Source organism: Thalassospira sp. Z349TD_5 (genome assembly GCF_056173045.1).
The window spans coordinates 2,771,764-2,787,900 of record NZ_CM149654.1 but is presented as its reverse complement, the minus strand read 5'-3'; the positions used below and the strand labels follow the sequence as shown (position 1 = coordinate 2,787,900).

General features: G+C 55.3%; 18 protein-coding genes. 5 read left to right on the top strand and 13 right to left on the bottom strand.

The window, feature by feature from the left end:
- The first annotated feature begins 12 nt into the window (after window positions 1-12).
- Window positions 13-813 (top strand): MetQ/NlpA family ABC transporter substrate-binding protein, encoded by an 801-nt coding sequence (locus tag AC0VXT_RS12830; protein WP_475545756.1) that lies wholly within the window; start codon window positions 13-15, stop codon window positions 811-813.
- Between the two features lie 75 nt (window positions 814-888).
- Here AC0VXT_RS12830 and AC0VXT_RS12825 read toward each other — a convergent pair whose 3' ends face one another.
- The 7 genes from AC0VXT_RS12825 to AC0VXT_RS12795 form a co-directional block, all read right to left on the bottom strand.
- Window positions 889-1,617: a DUF899 domain-containing protein gene (locus AC0VXT_RS12825; RefSeq protein ID WP_475545755.1), complete on the bottom strand. Its 729-nt coding sequence runs from the start codon at window positions 1,615-1,617 to the stop codon at window positions 889-891.
- A 200-nt stretch (window positions 1,618-1,817) separates the two neighbouring features.
- A complete protein-coding gene (locus AC0VXT_RS12820; protein WP_475545754.1) occupies window positions 1,818-3,479 on the bottom strand; it encodes an MFS transporter in 1,662 nt (553 codons plus the stop codon).
- A gap of 155 nt (window positions 3,480-3,634) precedes the next feature.
- Window positions 3,635-4,087 carry an SRPBCC family protein gene (locus AC0VXT_RS12815; RefSeq protein ID WP_475545753.1) on the bottom strand — a complete coding sequence of 151 codons (453 nt, stop codon included), beginning with the start codon at window positions 4,085-4,087 and terminating at the stop codon, window positions 3,635-3,637.
- Window positions 4,087-4,506, bottom strand: coding sequence for an ArsR/SmtB family transcription factor (locus tag AC0VXT_RS12810; RefSeq protein ID WP_475545752.1), 420 nt, complete (start codon window positions 4,504-4,506; stop codon window positions 4,087-4,089). Before AC0VXT_RS12810 ends, AC0VXT_RS12815 begins: the two co-directional genes overlap by 1 nt.
- Window positions 4,507-4,710: 204 nt before the next feature.
- Window positions 4,711-4,959, bottom strand: coding sequence for a HigA family addiction module antitoxin (locus AC0VXT_RS12805; RefSeq protein ID WP_475545751.1), 249 nt, complete (start codon window positions 4,957-4,959; stop codon window positions 4,711-4,713).
- A gap of 6 nt (window positions 4,960-4,965) precedes the next feature.
- Window positions 4,966-5,055 (bottom strand): hypothetical protein, encoded by a 90-nt coding sequence (locus AC0VXT_RS12800; RefSeq protein WP_475548583.1) that lies wholly within the window; start codon window positions 5,053-5,055, stop codon window positions 4,966-4,968.
- 136 nt (window positions 5,056-5,191) lie between these two features.
- Window positions 5,192-5,605 (bottom strand): DUF1801 domain-containing protein, encoded by a 414-nt coding sequence (locus AC0VXT_RS12795; RefSeq protein ID WP_475545750.1) that lies wholly within the window; start codon window positions 5,603-5,605, stop codon window positions 5,192-5,194.
- 393 nt (window positions 5,606-5,998) lie between these two features.
- Here AC0VXT_RS12795 and AC0VXT_RS12790 point away from each other — a divergent pair, with 393 nt between their 5' ends.
- Entirely contained in the window at window positions 5,999-7,933 is a 1,935-nt protein-coding gene (locus AC0VXT_RS12790; RefSeq protein WP_475545749.1) for a diguanylate cyclase domain-containing protein, read from the top strand.
- 128 nt (window positions 7,934-8,061) lie between these two features.
- Here the strand turns inward: AC0VXT_RS12790 and AC0VXT_RS12785 are convergent, their stop codons facing one another.
- Window positions 8,062-9,978 (bottom strand): ABC-F family ATP-binding cassette domain-containing protein, encoded by a 1,917-nt coding sequence (locus tag AC0VXT_RS12785; RefSeq protein WP_475545748.1) that lies wholly within the window; start codon window positions 9,976-9,978, stop codon window positions 8,062-8,064.
- Window positions 9,979-10,388: 410 nt separating this feature from the next.
- Here AC0VXT_RS12785 and ndk point away from each other — a divergent pair, with 410 nt between their 5' ends.
- Entirely contained in the window at window positions 10,389-10,811 is a 423-nt protein-coding gene (gene ndk, locus AC0VXT_RS12780; protein ID WP_022734236.1) for a nucleoside-diphosphate kinase, read from the top strand.
- Between the two features lie 89 nt (window positions 10,812-10,900).
- Here the strand turns inward: ndk and AC0VXT_RS12775 are convergent, their stop codons facing one another.
- Complete coding sequence (locus AC0VXT_RS12775; RefSeq protein WP_475545747.1) at window positions 10,901-11,038, bottom strand: hypothetical protein; 138 nt, start codon at window positions 11,036-11,038, stop codon at window positions 10,901-10,903.
- Between the two features lie 415 nt (window positions 11,039-11,453).
- Between AC0VXT_RS12775 and AC0VXT_RS12770 the strand changes: the two genes are divergently transcribed.
- Window positions 11,454-12,017, top strand: coding sequence for a P-loop nucleotide/nucleoside kinase family protein (locus AC0VXT_RS12770; RefSeq protein WP_475545746.1), 564 nt, complete (start codon window positions 11,454-11,456; stop codon window positions 12,015-12,017).
- A 66-nt stretch (window positions 12,018-12,083) separates the two neighbouring features.
- On the opposite strand, the gene AC0VXT_RS12765 is transcribed toward AC0VXT_RS12770, so the two are convergent.
- From AC0VXT_RS12765 to purM, 4 genes are all read right to left on the bottom strand, one after another.
- On the bottom strand, window positions 12,084-12,242 hold the full coding sequence (locus AC0VXT_RS12765; RefSeq protein WP_022734239.1) for an aa3-type cytochrome c oxidase subunit IV: 159 nt from the start codon (window positions 12,240-12,242) through the stop codon (window positions 12,084-12,086).
- Between the two features lie 51 nt (window positions 12,243-12,293).
- On the bottom strand, window positions 12,294-12,680 hold the full coding sequence (locus AC0VXT_RS12760; protein WP_475545745.1) for a hypothetical protein: 387 nt from the start codon (window positions 12,678-12,680) through the stop codon (window positions 12,294-12,296).
- A 163-nt stretch (window positions 12,681-12,843) separates the two neighbouring features.
- Window positions 12,844-13,527 (bottom strand): phosphoribosylglycinamide formyltransferase, encoded by a 684-nt coding sequence (gene purN / locus AC0VXT_RS12755; RefSeq protein WP_475545744.1) that lies wholly within the window; start codon window positions 13,525-13,527, stop codon window positions 12,844-12,846.
- A complete protein-coding gene (purM, locus tag AC0VXT_RS12750; protein WP_475545743.1) occupies window positions 13,515-14,588 on the bottom strand; it encodes a phosphoribosylformylglycinamidine cyclo-ligase in 1,074 nt (357 codons plus the stop codon). Before purM ends, purN begins: the two co-directional genes overlap by 13 nt.
- Before the next feature lie 354 nt (window positions 14,589-14,942).
- Between purM and AC0VXT_RS12745 the strand changes: the two genes are divergently transcribed.
- On the top strand, window positions 14,943-16,067 hold the full coding sequence (locus AC0VXT_RS12745) for a DUF2066 domain-containing protein (protein ID WP_475545742.1): 1,125 nt from the start codon (window positions 14,943-14,945) through the stop codon (window positions 16,065-16,067).
- Window positions 16,068-16,137: the final 70 nt, after the last annotated feature.

The window sequence follows — 16,137 nt, the reverse complement described above, 5'->3', positions numbered from 1 at the left end:
AGGAGCTTTATCATGCGGTTTCTACTTAAACTGACGGCTGCCGCCGTTCTGACTGCCGCCCTGACCGGGCAGGCAATCGCCAATGAAAAAATCAAGGTCGCAGTGACCCCGGGTGCCCATGAAGAAGTCATGGAACAAGTCGCCAAAGTCGCAGCCACCAAGGGTTTGGACATCGAAATCATCAGCTTCTCGGATTATGTTATTCCGAACCAGGCACTTGATGATGGCGATCTGGATGCCAACAGTTTCCAGCACAAACCGTATCTGGATAACCAGATCAAGGACCGTGGCTATGACCTTGCGGTGGTCGGCTATAACATCCTGACCCCGATGGGCATTTATTCAGACAAAATCAAAAGCCTTGATGAGCTTAAAGACGGTGCGGAAATCGGTATTCCGAACGATCCGACCAATGGTGGCCGTGCGCTTCTGGTGCTGCAGTCCCAAGGCCTGATCAAGGTTGATCCGGATGCAGGCTTGGTTGTCAGCCCGCTTGATGTCATTGAAAACCCCAAGAATATCAAGTTCATAGAGCTGGACGCTGCGCAGCTTCCGCGGTCGTTGACCGATCTGGATGCCTCGGCGATCAACACCAACTATGCGCTGGAAGCCGGTTTGAATCCGGTCAAGGATTCGATCGTGATCGAAGGCAATGACAGCCCGTATGCCAACGTGATTGTCACCCGCACGCAGGATAAAGACAAACCTTGGGTCAAGACCCTGGTTGAGTTGTATCACGATGACAGCATCCGCGAATTCATCGAAACCAAATACGAAGGTTCGGTGCTTCCGGTATTCAAAATTTCTGAATAATCCAAGCTATTATTCAAAAAAAGTGAATCGCCCGCCGCCTAAATCAGGCGCGCGGGCGATTTGCATTTGTCGGGTTTAGTGACAGCAGGAATCAGCTGATTTGTAATCCTCATACAAATCATGCAGCTTCACCCAACTCATCACCCCGTCCTCGTTGCGACCAAACGGGGTCATGTCGAGGAATGTGTGCGCACCGATCAGGGCATCCCCGGCACGGGCGTAGCTGGAATAGGTGTGGAAAATCTCGCCGGTGTCGGGATCGCGGACAAAGACGCTTTCGCCGTGCAGGTCTTCCATCTTGCCGGTATAGGGCCGGAAGTTATAGGTCGCCGTACCCGCCTTGACGTCATCGGGGCGGAAGGATGCATCGAAATCGTAATTGAAGTCCGATCCGGCCGATGAAACCCACGGGAAACCCCAGTTCATGCGTTTTTGGAACGGCTGAAATTCGGCGAGCGGGGCGCGCGAGACAACAACCAGCGACACATCATGATGTTTGAGATGCAGGTTGGCGCCGTCAAAATGATCGGCAAGGAAGGAACAACCAACGCAGCCTTCTTTCCAGCCCGGCCCGAACATGAAGTGATAGACAATGAGCTGGCGGCGCCCGTCAAACAGATCGGCCAGCGATTTTTGGCCATCGGGCGTGTCAAAAACATAGTCCTTGTTGACCTTGACCCACGGCAAAGCCCGGCGTTCTTCGCACAGGCGGTCGTAGGCGCGCATGTGTTCCTTTTCGCGGGCGAGTAACGTTTTGCGGGCGTTAAGCCATTGCGCGCGGGAGACGATTTCTGGACGTTTCATTGTATCCTCCAAATTGGTCTGGAAAACTGGTCTGGTCGGGCGGCGGCGTTGATCCAAGGGGCGGTAAAGCCATGTCGTTTGGGCTGTTCCAAGTGTTCGTTTTGGCCGTCGGGGCGGCGGGTGCCGCGCCCCGGTTGAGGCGCGAACGGCAGGGAAGAAACGCCTTTCATCCGCTTGGATGTCGGGCGCGCTTATCGGGGTTACTTCACGGATCCCGTGGCCGAGACAGCCTGTTTTAAGGCCGGATCGATCACGGCATCGCCGTTTGTGCCGTCATCGTCATTGCGGTCACCGGTGTCATTGGCATCATTGGTCTCACAGCGGGCATCGCGCAGGGCAATCAGGGTGCCAATGGCCGATAAAACCATCAGAATGGTGCAGATGATTGAAATCACCTGAAGCCCGTCGGTAAAGGCGGCACGGGCGATGGGCAAGATATCGGATGACAGGGCCAGTGGTAGATTGGTCAGCGCATTGACCGCCCCGCCCAGTGTGCTGCGAATGGCCTCCGCCGCCGTGGGATCAATGCCCGATGGCACGGCGTTGACCATGACATCGCGATAGATCGCGGTGCCGACACTGCCCAGAACGGCAATGCCAAGCGCGCCGCCAAGCTCGGCACTGGTTTCAGACATGGCCGCCGCCGATCCGGCCCGGTCCGCCGGGGCAGAGGCCACCACCATATCGGTACAGATCATCGCAACCGGGGTAATGCCGAGCGAAAAGATCGTCGCACCGGCAATCAGGACGTAAAGACTGACGACACTGCCGGGCCACGACAACATGCCAAAGCCAATCCCGGTCAGGATCAGGGCGGCGGTCATCACCTGTCCGGGTTTATAGCGGCCCATCAGAACCGGGGCCCCCATCGAGCCGACAATCCCTGCGAGGGTGGCGGGCAACATTGAAAGCCCGGCCTGAATGGGTGTCAGGCCGATGACAAGTTGCAGAGCCTGGGACAGGAACATGAAATAGGCCATCCCGGCAAAGATCACCGCAGTCTGAATGACAATCGGCAACGCGATGGTTTTTTGTTTGAGCAGATCAAGATCAAGCAACGGATCGGCAAGTTTGCGTTGACGGCGAAAGAACACCCACGCGCCAAACAGACCGAGCAAAAGGGCGGCAAGCGCATCAATGCCAAAGCCATAAGCGGCAAAAACCTTAACCCCGTAAATGATCGCAAGAACCGAGCACAGCGACAGGGCGGCACTGAACAGGTCAAGCCGGCCAAAGCGTTCGGCTTTATGTTCGGGCAGCAGGATCGGGGCGACCAGCAACAACAGCGCCATCACCGGCACGTTGAGCAAAAACACCGCCCCCCACCAGAAGTAGCTCAGCACCACACCGCCCAGAAGCGGCCCGGCCGCCGTGCCGACCATGAATGTGGTCATCCATGCGGCAATGGCAAAGGAGCGTTCCTTGTCATTGTGAAACATGTTGCGGATCAGCGACAGGGTAGAAGGCATCAGCGTCGCCCCGGCAACGCCAAGCACACCCCGGGCGAAAATCAGCATTTCCGGCGTATCGGAAAAGGCGGCAAGTACGGAGGCCGCGCCAAAGCAGCCACCGCCAATCATCAGGAGTTTGCGCCGTCCGATCCGGTCGCCAAGGGTGCCCATGGTGATCAGCGATCCGGCGATGAAAAAGCCATAGATATCGACAATCCACAGCAACTGGTCGCTGGTCGGGTTGAGGCTTGCGGTCAGATGGGGCACGGCAAGATGCAGAACCGTCATGTCCATGGCAATCAGAAGGCAGGGCAGGGTCAGCACCAGAAGGCCGATCCATTCCTTGCTGGTGGCCTTGGCTCCGGGTTGGCCGGGGGTGGTTTGGTTGGTGTTGGTTTGGGGGGCGCTCATGTCTTGTGGTTCCTAAAGTTTCTTGTGGTGGCGTTGTGGCGCGATGGATTGGGGCCAATCGCGCAAGTTCATGGGGCGGCATCGGTGTCCAGTACGCTATGCGGTCTTAATTCGCGGTGATGCTCAGGCCTTAACCGTGGTTGAGGTCAAGGGGGTTATTGCTCCTTGGCGCAAAAGGTTTCGAGTTTGTCCAATGTGCTGTTCCAGCCGTTTTGGTGGCCGTCGCGGGCGGCCTGATCGGCGAACTGTTCATGATGCAGGACAAGGATGGTTGCGGTGCCGTTTGCATCGGGTGACAGGGTCAGTGTGACGTACGATGTGCGTTCGGGCGTGGTGATCCAGTGCCAGCTAAAGGATAGTTTTTGATCGGTTTCGACGATGTCATAGGTGCCGCTGACATCGTGAATTTCGCCGTCCTGTCCGGGTTCCTTGAACCGGATGCGAAAACCGCCGCCGACCCGGACATCAAGATGGGCATCCATCATTTCGCAGTCATGGGGCGACCACCATTGCGCAAGTTTTTGCCCATCGGTCCATGCGGCAAAAACTGTTGCGGGTGGGGCGGCAATGCGACGCCGGATCGTCAGGCTTGGTTTTTGTCGTTCCATTACGGGGCCTTTGATGCGTTTGGATGGGGCGACTTGGCCGACTTGGCCGAAGGCGCCGATTTAGCCGGTTCAGACGTGGTCTCGGCATCCGAGGCGGCTTCGACAAAGGCGGCAAGCCGGTCGAGGCGTTCTGTCCAGAAATGTTCATAGCGCGACAGCCATTGCATGGCGTGGGCCATCGGTTCGGCCTGAAGGCGGATGCTGACCGTGCGCCCGGTTTTTTCACGCGTGATCAACCCGGCATCGGACAGAACATTCAAATGTTTCATCACCGCAGGCAGCGACACCTCAAACGGCTGGGCCAGCGCGCTGATGGACAGGGCGTCTTCGCCTTCGAGCCGGGCCAGAAGTGCCCGGCGCGTCGGATCGGCGAGGGCTGAGAATATGTCGTTTAATTCGGCGTCTTGATACTTAACCATTGGGTTAAGTATTGAATGAAAAAATCCTGTGAGTTAATCATGGGTTGTTGGTTTGTGATGGATAAACCAACGCTCCTGACAGGATTGTGTCAGGAGCAGTACTTAAATCCCGGATTTTCAGGCAGGCAGGAAGGGGGTGTTATGCGGCGACCGGAGAGATGACCGGGCGGGCGCGCTCAATCCGTTCGCGGCGATCAGGGATGTTCAGGCGTCCCGCAGTTCATTGCGGGTTTGGAGGTTGATCCAGAACTCAGCGCTGTTGCCAAAGATGCGGGCGAGAATCAGGGCGGTATCGGCGGTAATCCGGCGACGGTTGTTGCACAGTTCATTCACATGTTTGCGCGGGACGCCCATGGTGTTGGCCAATGCGGTCTGGGTCAGTGCCATCGGTTCCATGAACTCGGCGGTAAGCATTTCACCGACGCTGACGGGTTTTCTTGCTGTCATGGTCATGGGGGCTCACCGGTCGCTGTGATTGTCGAGGTAAAGGTTGGTGGCTTCGCCTTTGGCACCATTCCAGCAAAAGATCAGCCGCCATTGGCGATTTATTCGGATGGAATGATCGCCAACTTTTTGTCCCGAAAACTTTCGATCATCCAGCTTTCTCTATCAGGTGCGGGTTTTTGTATGCTCTGCGGTCCAGTTATCAATGATGATGACGTCGTATCCGCGCGGTTTTTCCGACTTACAGCTTTACACCGGGCAGCCCGATGGCCTGTTTGATCCAGTCGGTGAGTTGGGATTCGTCAAGGGCATCATCCTCGTGGATGTTGAGATAGCGGGTGCCTTGGGTTTTTGAACTTACCGGGGGAACAGGGGTCAGGGATGTGCCCTGCATGAAGGTGATCTGGACGTATTTCTTGTAGCAATACATTGCCAGAAACCAGCCGTCATCCTTGCCATAAAGTGGCGTGTTCCATTTGACGGCCTTGCGTACATCGGGAAATACCTGTTCGACGATATCGTCGATGCGGCGTCCGATGTCTGCTTTCCATTCCGGCATGGCGCTAATATAGGCTTGGACAGGTTCGTTGCCGTCGCCCTTGGGGATTTGCGGATTTCCACTTGAAAGCAGCTTGGGTTTATCTGGTGTGCTCATGCCCGGAGACTATCAAACTTCATTTCGAATAAAAACCACAAGTTGCATTGGTGAAGTATTGTACCCCGGCACTTATTTTAAGGAGAAAAGCGGTTTGCAGGAGGCGGGCGGTATCTGAATGGCATTATGCCGTCAGCAGATGTCGTAATCTGCATGGAAATTACCTATATCTAGGTCCTTACCTTCAAATCATTCCAGAAACATAAGGATACGCCTAGCTGTTGAAATTGAAGTGTTTTTAAGTTCTTTTTTGTTTGGCGGGTCGTGTTGTGTGTTGTGTCTTTGGGATTTTGGGTATGATATAGCCAAACTATTCTTGCGCATTAGGGGCTTGCCCGACTGTGCAGGATGTCTGTTTGGCAGACTGTCCCATAACCATCGACAGGATGAGCGATGATCAATCTTGGACATATCAAGTCGTTTCTGGTGTGTTTTGCGCCGTTAAGCGCGGTGTTTCTTCTTCTTGTCGGCTTGTTGGCGTGGGATGGCACGTCTGTGCGTGAAAAGTCGATTGCCGATGACCAGCGGTTCGCGCTCGATAAGTCGATATCAAGCTTGCAGGAACGGATTGATATCGTTGTTTCCGATCTGTTGATCCTGTCGGAAAGCACGCATCTTGCGGCGGTTCTTGAAGGGCGGGCGAGTTTTGAGCAGCTTGCCGACGAGTATAAGCTGTTTACGCTGCGCCGGGGCATCTATGACCAGATCCGTTATCTGGACAATGATGGCGATGAAACGGTGCGGGTCAATTACGGCAGTGGCATTCCCTATGCCGTTCCCGGCCGGGATCTTCAGAACAAGGCAAGCCGTCCGTATTTCAATCTTGCGCAGAACGCACCGCGCGGCACGGTTTATATTTCCGGCATTGACCTGAACGAGGAATTTGGCGAGATCGAAAAGCCGATCAAGCCGGTGATCCGGTTGTCGGCCCCGGTGTTTGATCATTTTGGTGACCGTCAGGGGGTGGTTGTCCTGAATTTGCGTGCCGCCCCGATCCTGGATGAGGTGATCGCGCCGCTGGCACTTGAGGGGGCGAAACCGTTTGTTCTGGATCGCGACGGAAACTGGATCCTTGGCGGGCAGAATGGTGAAAACTGGGCTAAGGACCTGACGGGGACGGCGCGGGTTTTTGCCGACCGGTTCCCCAATGCATGGGAAAACATGCGTGTTGGCCTGCAAAGTTTTGAAACCGACACCGGATTTTATTCGGTGCAGCTTCTTGATGCGTCTGATCTGTTTCTGGCGCGCAATGCATCCCGCGCGTTGTCGATCATCTTTGGCGGGGAGGGCGAAACCGACAGTCGGTTGAACCTGTATGTCGGCACCTATTTGCCAAGTGATACGCTCAGTGCACTGTTGTGGCCCGAACGCGGGACGCTGATCATTGTGACCGTGGCCTTTATGTTGTTGATTGCGCTTGGCAGTGCGGCATATGCCTGGACGCGGCAGCGTCAACTGGTCGCGAGCTTTGATGCGCGCCTGTCCGAACAGGTGTTGCGCGCATCGAAAAACAGCGTGGTGGTTGCCGATCAGGACGGGATCATTGCCAAGGTCAATCCGGGCTTTACCGCGATGACCGGATATCTGCCCAATGAGGCGATTGGCAAACCGTTGTCGTTCCTACGGGCCGAGCGCGAAGACACCGAGCAGCTTGACGAAATCCTGATGGCGGCACGGGCCAACGGCATTTGGGAAGGGGAAGTGCGCAACCGCCGCAAAAGCGGTGATTTCTTCTATTCCAATGTCGTGATCAGCGCGATCACCGATCCGGGCGACAGCGAAGTCAATTTCGTTGAGATGGGGCTTGATATTTCACGCCATATGGAAAACGCGCAGGAGCTTTGGCGTCAGGCCAACCATGATGCGCTGACTGGCTTGCCGAACCGGTTGCTGTTTGAAGATCGGCTTGAAGTTGCCTGTGGCCATTCCGAAACCGAAGGTCATTCGATTGCGCTTTTGTATATTGATCTGGACGGGTTCAAACCGATCAACGACCGATATGGTCATGAGGTCGGCGATCAGGTGCTGCGCAAGGTTGGCGAGCGGATTAAAAATACCGTGCGCCACGGGGATACCATCGCCCGACTTGGCGGGGATGAATTTGCCGTCATTGCCGATGACGTCAAAAACAAGGAAGAGGCCGAGTGGGTCGCGCAGAAAATCTCGGCATCAGTACAGCGCCCGATGGAGATGGGGGCGTTGAGCATTTCGGTCGGGGCGAGTATCGGTGTTGCGATGTTCCCGGAAGATTCAACCGAAACCGTTGCGTTGCTTGGGCTGGCCGATGACAAAATGTACAAGCAAAAGCGCATCCGTAAATCGGGCTAGGGTCTGAACCCATGCGACTTGCCGGGTAGGGGGCTTTGCCTGACCGGGGAACAGAATAAAAAACACAGGCTGGAAATCTCCAGCCTGTGTTTTTTATGTGGGGTCAATGCAGGGATGAAGATGCCGGGTCAGGCGACCATGGCGTCATATTCTTCCTGCTTGGCCATCCATTTGGTTTCGATTTGAGCCAGATCGCTTTCGAGCTTGGCCAGTTCCTGACGGATTTTGGCAAGCTTGTCGGCATTGGCGTCTTCGTAAAGCGTCTGATCGGCCATATCGAGTTCGATCTTTGCCTTGCGTGCGGTCAGCTTTTCCATATCGGATTCGAGCTTTTGCACTTCGCGTTTGACCGGGGCAGCGATTTTGCGTTTTTCCGCCGCCTTTTGGCGTTCGGCCTTACGGTCGCGTTTGGCGTCCTTGCCGCCATTCCCATTGCCGTTGGCATCATCGCCGCCGTTTTTATTGGCACGGCGTTCCATGCGGGCACGGTCCAGCAGATACTGACGATATTCGGCAACGTCGCCGTCAAAGCTCGTGACCGTGCCATCGGCGACCAGAACAAGACGATCAGCACAGGCTTCGATCAAATAGGGATCGTGGCTGATGATGATGACCGCACCTTCGTAGGCGTTGAGCGCGTGGTTCAGCGCATCGCGGCTGTCGATATCAAGGTGGTTGGTCGGCTCATCGAGGATCAGCATATGCGGGGCATCAAGGGTCATCAGCGCAAACAGCAAACGTGCCTTTTCGCCACCCGAAAGGTCCTTGACCTTGGTGTCGCCTTTCTGGCCTTCAAATGCAAAGCGGCCGAGCTGGGCGCGGACTTTGTGTTCGATCACGTCAGGCATCAGGGATGCCATGTGCTGATACGGGGTTTCATCGCCGCGCAGCTCATCGGTTTGGTGCTGTGCAAAATACCCGATGCGCAGTTTGTTCGATGAAGCCTTTTCACCCGACATCAGTTCAAGACGGTCAGCCAGAAGCTTTGCCAGTGTCGATTTACCATTCCCGTTCGCACCCAGAAGCGCGATGCGGTCATCCATATCGATGCGCAGGCTGATGTTGCGCAAGACCGGTTTGCCTTCGGAGTAGCCAACATCGCCCTCGTGAATGTTGATCAGGGGTGGTGGCAGTTCCTTGGGGCTTGGGAAGTCAAACGAAATGCCGCGGTCTTCGACCACCGGGATCGCCGGGCCCATTTTTTCAAGCATTTTCACGCGGCTTTGTGCCTGTTTGGCTTTACTGGCCTTGGCACGGAAGCGGTCGATGAACGATTGCAGGTGCTTTTGCTGGGCGATTTGTTTGTCGTAATGCTTGGATGCGAGTTCAAGCTGTTCACGCCGGGTCTTGGCAAACTTGTCGTAGTTGCCGCCATAAAGGGTCACGGTGCCGTCATGCAGATGGGCGATGGTTTTGACCACCCGGTTCAGAAGGTCGCGGTCGTGACTGATCAGGATGATGGTGCCGGGATAATTGATCAGATAGTTTTCAAGCCAGATGGTGGCTTCAAGATCAAGGTGGTTGGTCGGCTCATCAAGCAGCAAAAGGTCAGGGCCAAGGAACAGGGTCGCGGCCAGAGCCACACGCATCCGCCAGCCGCCCGAGAAATCATCGCAGGCGCGTTTCTGGGCATCGCCATCAAAACCAAGACCCGAAAGGATCGATGCGGCGCGTGCTTCGGCGGTGTGCGCATCAATATCGGCAAGGCGGGTGTGAACCTCGGCAATGCGGTTGGGATCGGTGGTGGTTTCGGCTTCTTCGAGAAGGGATGCCCGTTCGGTGTCCGCAGCCAGAACAGTTTCAAGCAGGGAACGGCTGCCGGCGGGGGCTTCTTGCGAGACAACACCCATGCGGGCCCGCTTGGACAGGCGGACATCGCCGCCATCGGTCGCCAGCTCGCCGGAAATCAGTTTCAGCAGGGTGGATTTGCCCGCACCGTTGCGTCCAATCAGGCCGACCTTATGTCCGTCAGCAATGGTCATGGAAACCTGGTCAAGAATGACACGGCCGCCGATGCGATAGGTCAGGTCGGTAATTTGGAGCATTTTATCGGTCGTTCTCTTGAGTATTTTGAGTTGGGTTTGGTGCGGTTTTCATGCGATTTCGGAGAATCGCAAGGAATTCTGTGCCCTCAATAGGGCAGGAAGCGCTTGGACGCAAGGATTCTTGAAAATGTAACCCTATGCGTTCCAGGGGGAATGGGCGCAGCATAACCCGATGGAAAATCGCAGTTTTACGGGTTTTTGGGCGTTTTTGCGCCGCCACATGGGTGAATGCACCAACCGCAGGTCTGGATTGCGTGGGTAGAACTATGTGTTGCGTTGCGATCCAACCCCGTTTATATAGCGCCAACCTTTGGGTCTGCAGATGATAAGGGAATTCTTATGTATGGTTCCTTTATCTTCTGCAGGCCTGATTTGGGTCCCATTTTTTATTAAGTAGCTAGGTGAAACCAATGGCTGTCGAACGCACTCTGTCGATCATCAAGCCGGACGCAACGCGCCGCAATCTGACTGGCAAAATCAATGCCGTCATCGAAGAAGCTGGCCTGCGCATTGTTGCGCAGAAGCGTGTCGCTTTGACCCGCGCTCAGGCTGAAGGTTTCTACGCAGTTCACAAAGAACGTTCGTTCTTTGGCGAGCTGGTAGACTTCATGATCTCTGGCCCGGTTGTGGTTCAGGCGCTTGAAGGCGAAAACGCTGTTGCCACGTATCGTGAAGTAATGGGCGCAACCAACCCGGCAAATGCCGAGGAAGGCACCATTCGCAAACAGTTTGCAGAATCCATCGAAGCGAACTCGGTCCACGGTTCAGATTCGCTTGAAAATGCTGCAATCGAAATTGCCTATTTCTTCGCGCAGACCGAAATCGTCGGCTAAGCGTCGAAAGACGAAATTCCGGTTACCCGGAACGAAAAACGCCCCGCAGATTTGCGGGGCGTTTTTTTATGCCGGTTTGGCTGGTTCGATCAATCGATCAGAAATGCGGCCATCAAAAGCAGCAGAACTGCGATGGAGAGCACGCTCCAGAGCATGAATTTGGTCCAGTTTTCCCAGCCGTGCTGATGGCCTTCGACCAGTTTGGTGTCGTAGTCGCTTCCTTGCATTGGTTCCTCCCAGTCGTTGTTTGGGGCCGCCAGTTGGTTGTGCCCAATTGTTTGATGCTTTGTGCGGCGGACTTTATGCCCGTGCGCCACGGTGATCGCGCACGGCACCTGTGAAACTCTAGCGTGATTTAACTCTGGGGTGAATATCTTTTGTTTGAGTGTTCTTTTTGTGCGCTGCACTGTTATCTTTCACCCGTCACCATTTACCCATCACCTTGGGCCCCGCTGGACATGACAGAAGGGGTGTGCCATGATTTTGCGATGGAAAACGTTGTGACCCCTACCGATGCACGAATTTTTACCGCCAACCATAGGATGGCGGGGTAGAGACGTTTTGACCAAATGAGATCCACCCGCCGGAGAGGCGGGTTTTTTTATGGCTGTCTCCCGGCCTGTCCAACATGGGAGATGACCAATGCGACATTCCGTTTCAGAACCACACCGACGAACCGTAAACGGGCGGCGCCCCTTAAACGGGGCTGATCAAGCGCCCGCTGTTTTGCATATGCTGTGCGGGAAAATTGCGGCGGGGAAATCAACACTGGCGGCTGAACTGGCGCGAAAGCCGGGCACCATCCTGATCGCGGAAGACGAATGGCTTTCGACACTTTTTGGCGATCAGATGCACTCGGTTGCCGATTATGTCGCGGTATCGGAAAAACTGCGCCGCGTAATGGGGCCGCACATCAGTATGCTGTTGATGTCAGGGCTTTCGGTGGTGCTGGATTTTCCGGCCAATACCGTCAAGCTCCGCTGCTGGATGCGCGATGTTTTTGATGATGTTGGAGCCGATCACAGGCTGCATTATCTTAATCTGCCAGAAGACATTTGCATGCAGCGCCTGCGGGCGCGCAATCAGGCAGGCGCGCATCAGTTTGCCGCCAGTGATGCGCAGTTTCATCAGATTTCAGCATGGTTTGAACCGCCATCTGATGCGGAAGGGTTTAATATCGTCCCCTATCAGAACGACATCATGTGAGACACAAAAAAAGCTGCCGGAAAACGGCAGCTTTTGAACATCTGGATTTCTGCCGGTGGTGGCAGATTACAGCAGGAAGATGGCCATCAGGATCAGAACGCCGATCACTGAAAGGGTGCCCCACTTCATAAAGACGGTGAAACCGTTATAGATATCAACGTGGGTTTCGGTCAGTTCGTAATCTTTACCCTGCAAACTTGCCTCCTGCGTTTTGGGATTTTTCAAATGTATATCCATCAAGTTGATGCAGTGCAAGATGTCAATTAACTCAAGATATCATTGCGTTGGTTGATCGGTTTGCAGGCCGCCTTCGCAGACAAACGGCAGGAACGATCCGGTCGCGCCAGCATTCATCATTTTGATCGACATCAGGTTGGCGTACGCAAGTTCAGCCTTGCTGTGCGGGCAGACGTAAATGCGTTCTGTGCAGCCCGATGCGATGAAGGCGTCTTCCTGCTGGTTGAACGCATTACTGGTTGCGTTTGCGGGCATGTGCGCACGGGTTTCATCGCGGTTGTCTTGATACAGCGCGCACTTGGTTTCGCGCCAAGTGGCACTGTGGGCATCCGTGGTGGTCAAGAGGGTGGTTAACAGGGCTGTTGCGGTCAAGATGAGTGACACGAGCATAATGCCAAGGGAGGCGGGTTGAGCGGATTTCATCATGGCTGGGGCCTTTGATATTGCGGCACCTCGGAAGGTGCGGGGGCATGGCGATGGCCTGCATAATCTGGCCAGAAATCGTTTTGGCGCAAGAGAGTGCCATAAAAAAGGGGCAGACTTTCGTCCGCCCCTAAAACCATTTGCGGATCGCCCGCCACAGGTTCTGTCATCCGGGCTCAAGCACCGGATTGATATCGGCCATTTCAAGTGTTTTGGCGTTGGCAACGGTTACAATGCCCTTGGCATCGACAGAAACGCGCCCGTCAGCGATCCAGCGGATGACCTGTGGGTAAATCTTGTGTTCCTGTTTGAGGATACGCTGGGCCAGTTTACCGGCATCATCGGTGGGCAGAACCGGCACAACGGCCTGTGCAATGATCGGGCCGCTATCGACTTCGGGCACGACATAATGCACGGTGCATCCGGCAAATTTCACCCCGGCATCAAGGGCGGCCTGATGAACGCCAAGGCCCTTAAAGCTTGGCAGAAGGGATGGATGGATATTGATCAGGCGGTCTTTCCAGCGGGTAACGAAGCTGTCACTGACCAAGCGCAGGTAGCCCGCCAAGACAACAAGGTCGGCACCGGATTCTTCGATCAGGTCAGTGACCGCCGCATCATATGCTTCGCGGCCGCCTGCGTATCCCTTGTGCGAGATGGCCTCGGCCCGGATGCCCGCACGGCGGCCCCGGTCAAGCCCACCGGCATCAAGCTGGTTTGAAAACACCAGAACGACTTCGGCGGGGTAATCGGGCGCATTGCAGGCATCAAGGATGGCTTGCAGGTTCGACCCGCCGCCTGAAATCAGGACAGCGAGTTTCAGCTTTTTGCCGTTGGTTACTTGTCCCATGACCGGGCCATGTTTTTGATCACGACTTGCGGACCGTCCCCGGCGCGCGGGCCAATGAAACCGATCTGGCTGACGGTTTCGCCGTGTTCACGCAGCAATGCTTCGGCTTTGTCGGCTTTGTCGGCAGGGACCACAACGCACATGCCAATGCCGCAGTTAAAGGTACGCGCCATTTCCATGGCGGGAATGCCGCCCTGTTCGCCGAGCCATTTAAAGATCGGCAGGTATTCCCACGTGCTGGCGTCAAAGACAGCCGTCAGATTTTCGGGCAGAACACGCGGCACGTTTTCGGTCAGGCCGCCGCCGGTGATGTGGGCAAGGGCCTTGATCAGACCGGCCTTATGCGCGGCAAGGCAGCTTTTGACATAGATTTTGGTCGGTTCCAGAAGGGCCTCGCCAACGGTTTTGCCCGGTGCGAAGGGGGCATCGTCGGCGTAACCAAGACCAGCCTTCTCAACAACCTTGCGCACCAGTGAATAGCCGTTGGAATGAACGCCACTTGAGGCCAGACCAAGGATGACGTCGCCTTCGGCAACGGTGCTGCCATCGAGAAGTTCACCACGTTCAGCCGCCCCGACAGCAAACCCGGCAAGATCATATTCGCCGTCAGCATACATGCCCGGCATTTCAGCGGTTTCACCACCGATCAATGCGCAGCCCGCCTGTTTGCAGCCCTCGGCAATGCCCGCAACCACATCAGCAGCATTATCGACCGACAGTTTGCCGGTGGCGAAGTAATCAAGGAACAAAAGCGGTTCGGCACCCTGAACGACAAGGTCATTCACACTCATGGCGACAAGGTCGATGCCCACCGTGTCGTGTTTGTCGGCCAGAAAGGCGACTTTGAGTTTGGTGCCAACACCATCGGTGCAAGATACCAGGACCGGATCGTTATAGCCCGCAGCCTTAAGGTCAAACAGTGCGCCAAATCCACCAAGGCCACCGGACACACCCGCACGCGAGGTTGCCTTTGCCAGCGGTTTGATACGATCGACAAGGGCATTCCCGGCATCAATATCGACACCGGAGTCCTTATAGGTAAGGCCATTGGAGGAGGTCATTTCAGGGGTCCTTGGCAGCAAACATGCATGATAAATGGGCGGGAAAACCCCGCGTTTTTCATCAGTACGTCCTGATATCCAAGTGTCACTTGCGGTCCGGGTCGCAGTTTGCAAGGCTGCTGTTTGACCAATCCGCCATACTGACGCCTTTAATCAGATGCAAGAAACAAGCTGTGTCCTACTGATAAAAAACGCGGGCTTGATAATTTCCGCTGGGCCGAAAATACTCAAACGCGGACAATATGCAATGATCACCTGCGCATGACAGAGTTTTCTTTGCAGAATGCGTTCAACATGCCACAAAGAGCAGCAATAAAGAATCACATACGACGAGATTAGGGCAAAGAGGCATAAGTGCTTACTTCATTGAAAAACATCAAGATGTTGGCTGGCGCTGCGACGGTTTCCGTGATCCTGGCGTTTCCGGCAATGGCACAGGACATATTCACCGTCAGCGGCGTTCATGTCGATGAAAGTGCAGATACAGCCGCCGCCGCCCGTGAACAGGCGCTTGAAATCGGTCAGCGTCGTGCGTTCGAAGAAGTTGTGGCGCGCCTGACACTGCCCGAAGATCGTCAGGCCCTTTCGACACCCAATACGTCGGAGATCACCAATATGGTGCGTGATTTTGGCGTGTCGAACGAGAAAACATCCTCTGTGCGCTACATCGCCGACATGACGGTACGGTTCAAGGACAATGAACTGCGCAATTATTTGCGTTTTCGCGATATTTCCTTTGCTGAACTGCAATCCAAACCCGTGATCATGGTGCCGGTCTATCGCACGCAAGGGGCTGTTACCCTGTGGGATGATCCGAACCCGTGGCGCGATGTCTGGTCGCGCAATGTTGCCGCGTCCGGTTTGGTGCCGATCAAGGCACCGATTGGTGATTTGAGCGACATCGGAACTATTTCGGCCGAACAGGCGGAAAGTGGTGCTATGGAGCGTCTTTCGGAACTTGCCAAACGGTATGGGGCCAATGTTGCCGTTGTTGCCAGTGCCGATGTCAGTGGCCCAAGCGGCGGGGAAACGGTTGATGTGACCGTGACGCGCTATGACCCGAACGGCGCGCCGCAGGTTTTTGGGGTGCGTGAAGCCACCCAGAGCGGTGAGACGCTGGATCAAACTTTGGTACGTGCGGCCAAGTCGGTTGCCGATCAGCTTTCAGACAGCTGGAAACGCGCCAATCTGATTAATTTCAGTACCGGTGGCAGCCTGATGGTGTTTATCCCGATTACCGGTCTTCAGGACTGGGCGAAGATTGAAGATAAGATGGTTGGCCTGCCGGTCGTGCGCAGTGCGCGGGTTGTGGCAATGTCGCGCCGTGAAGTTCAGCTTTCGCTTGAGTTCGTCGGATCGACCGATCAGTTGCAAACCGCCCTTAATCAGCAAAATCTTAGCCTGACCCGTATGGGCGAATTGTGGTTCATTCAGCCGGTTGGGACAGACCGGCTGGAAGGCCTGTCACTTGGCGGCTAATATCGGGGGAGTGGCAAGCCGTGGTTTGCCAGCGACCCGATACATCGCGGTATCTTGGTGATTACCGGTT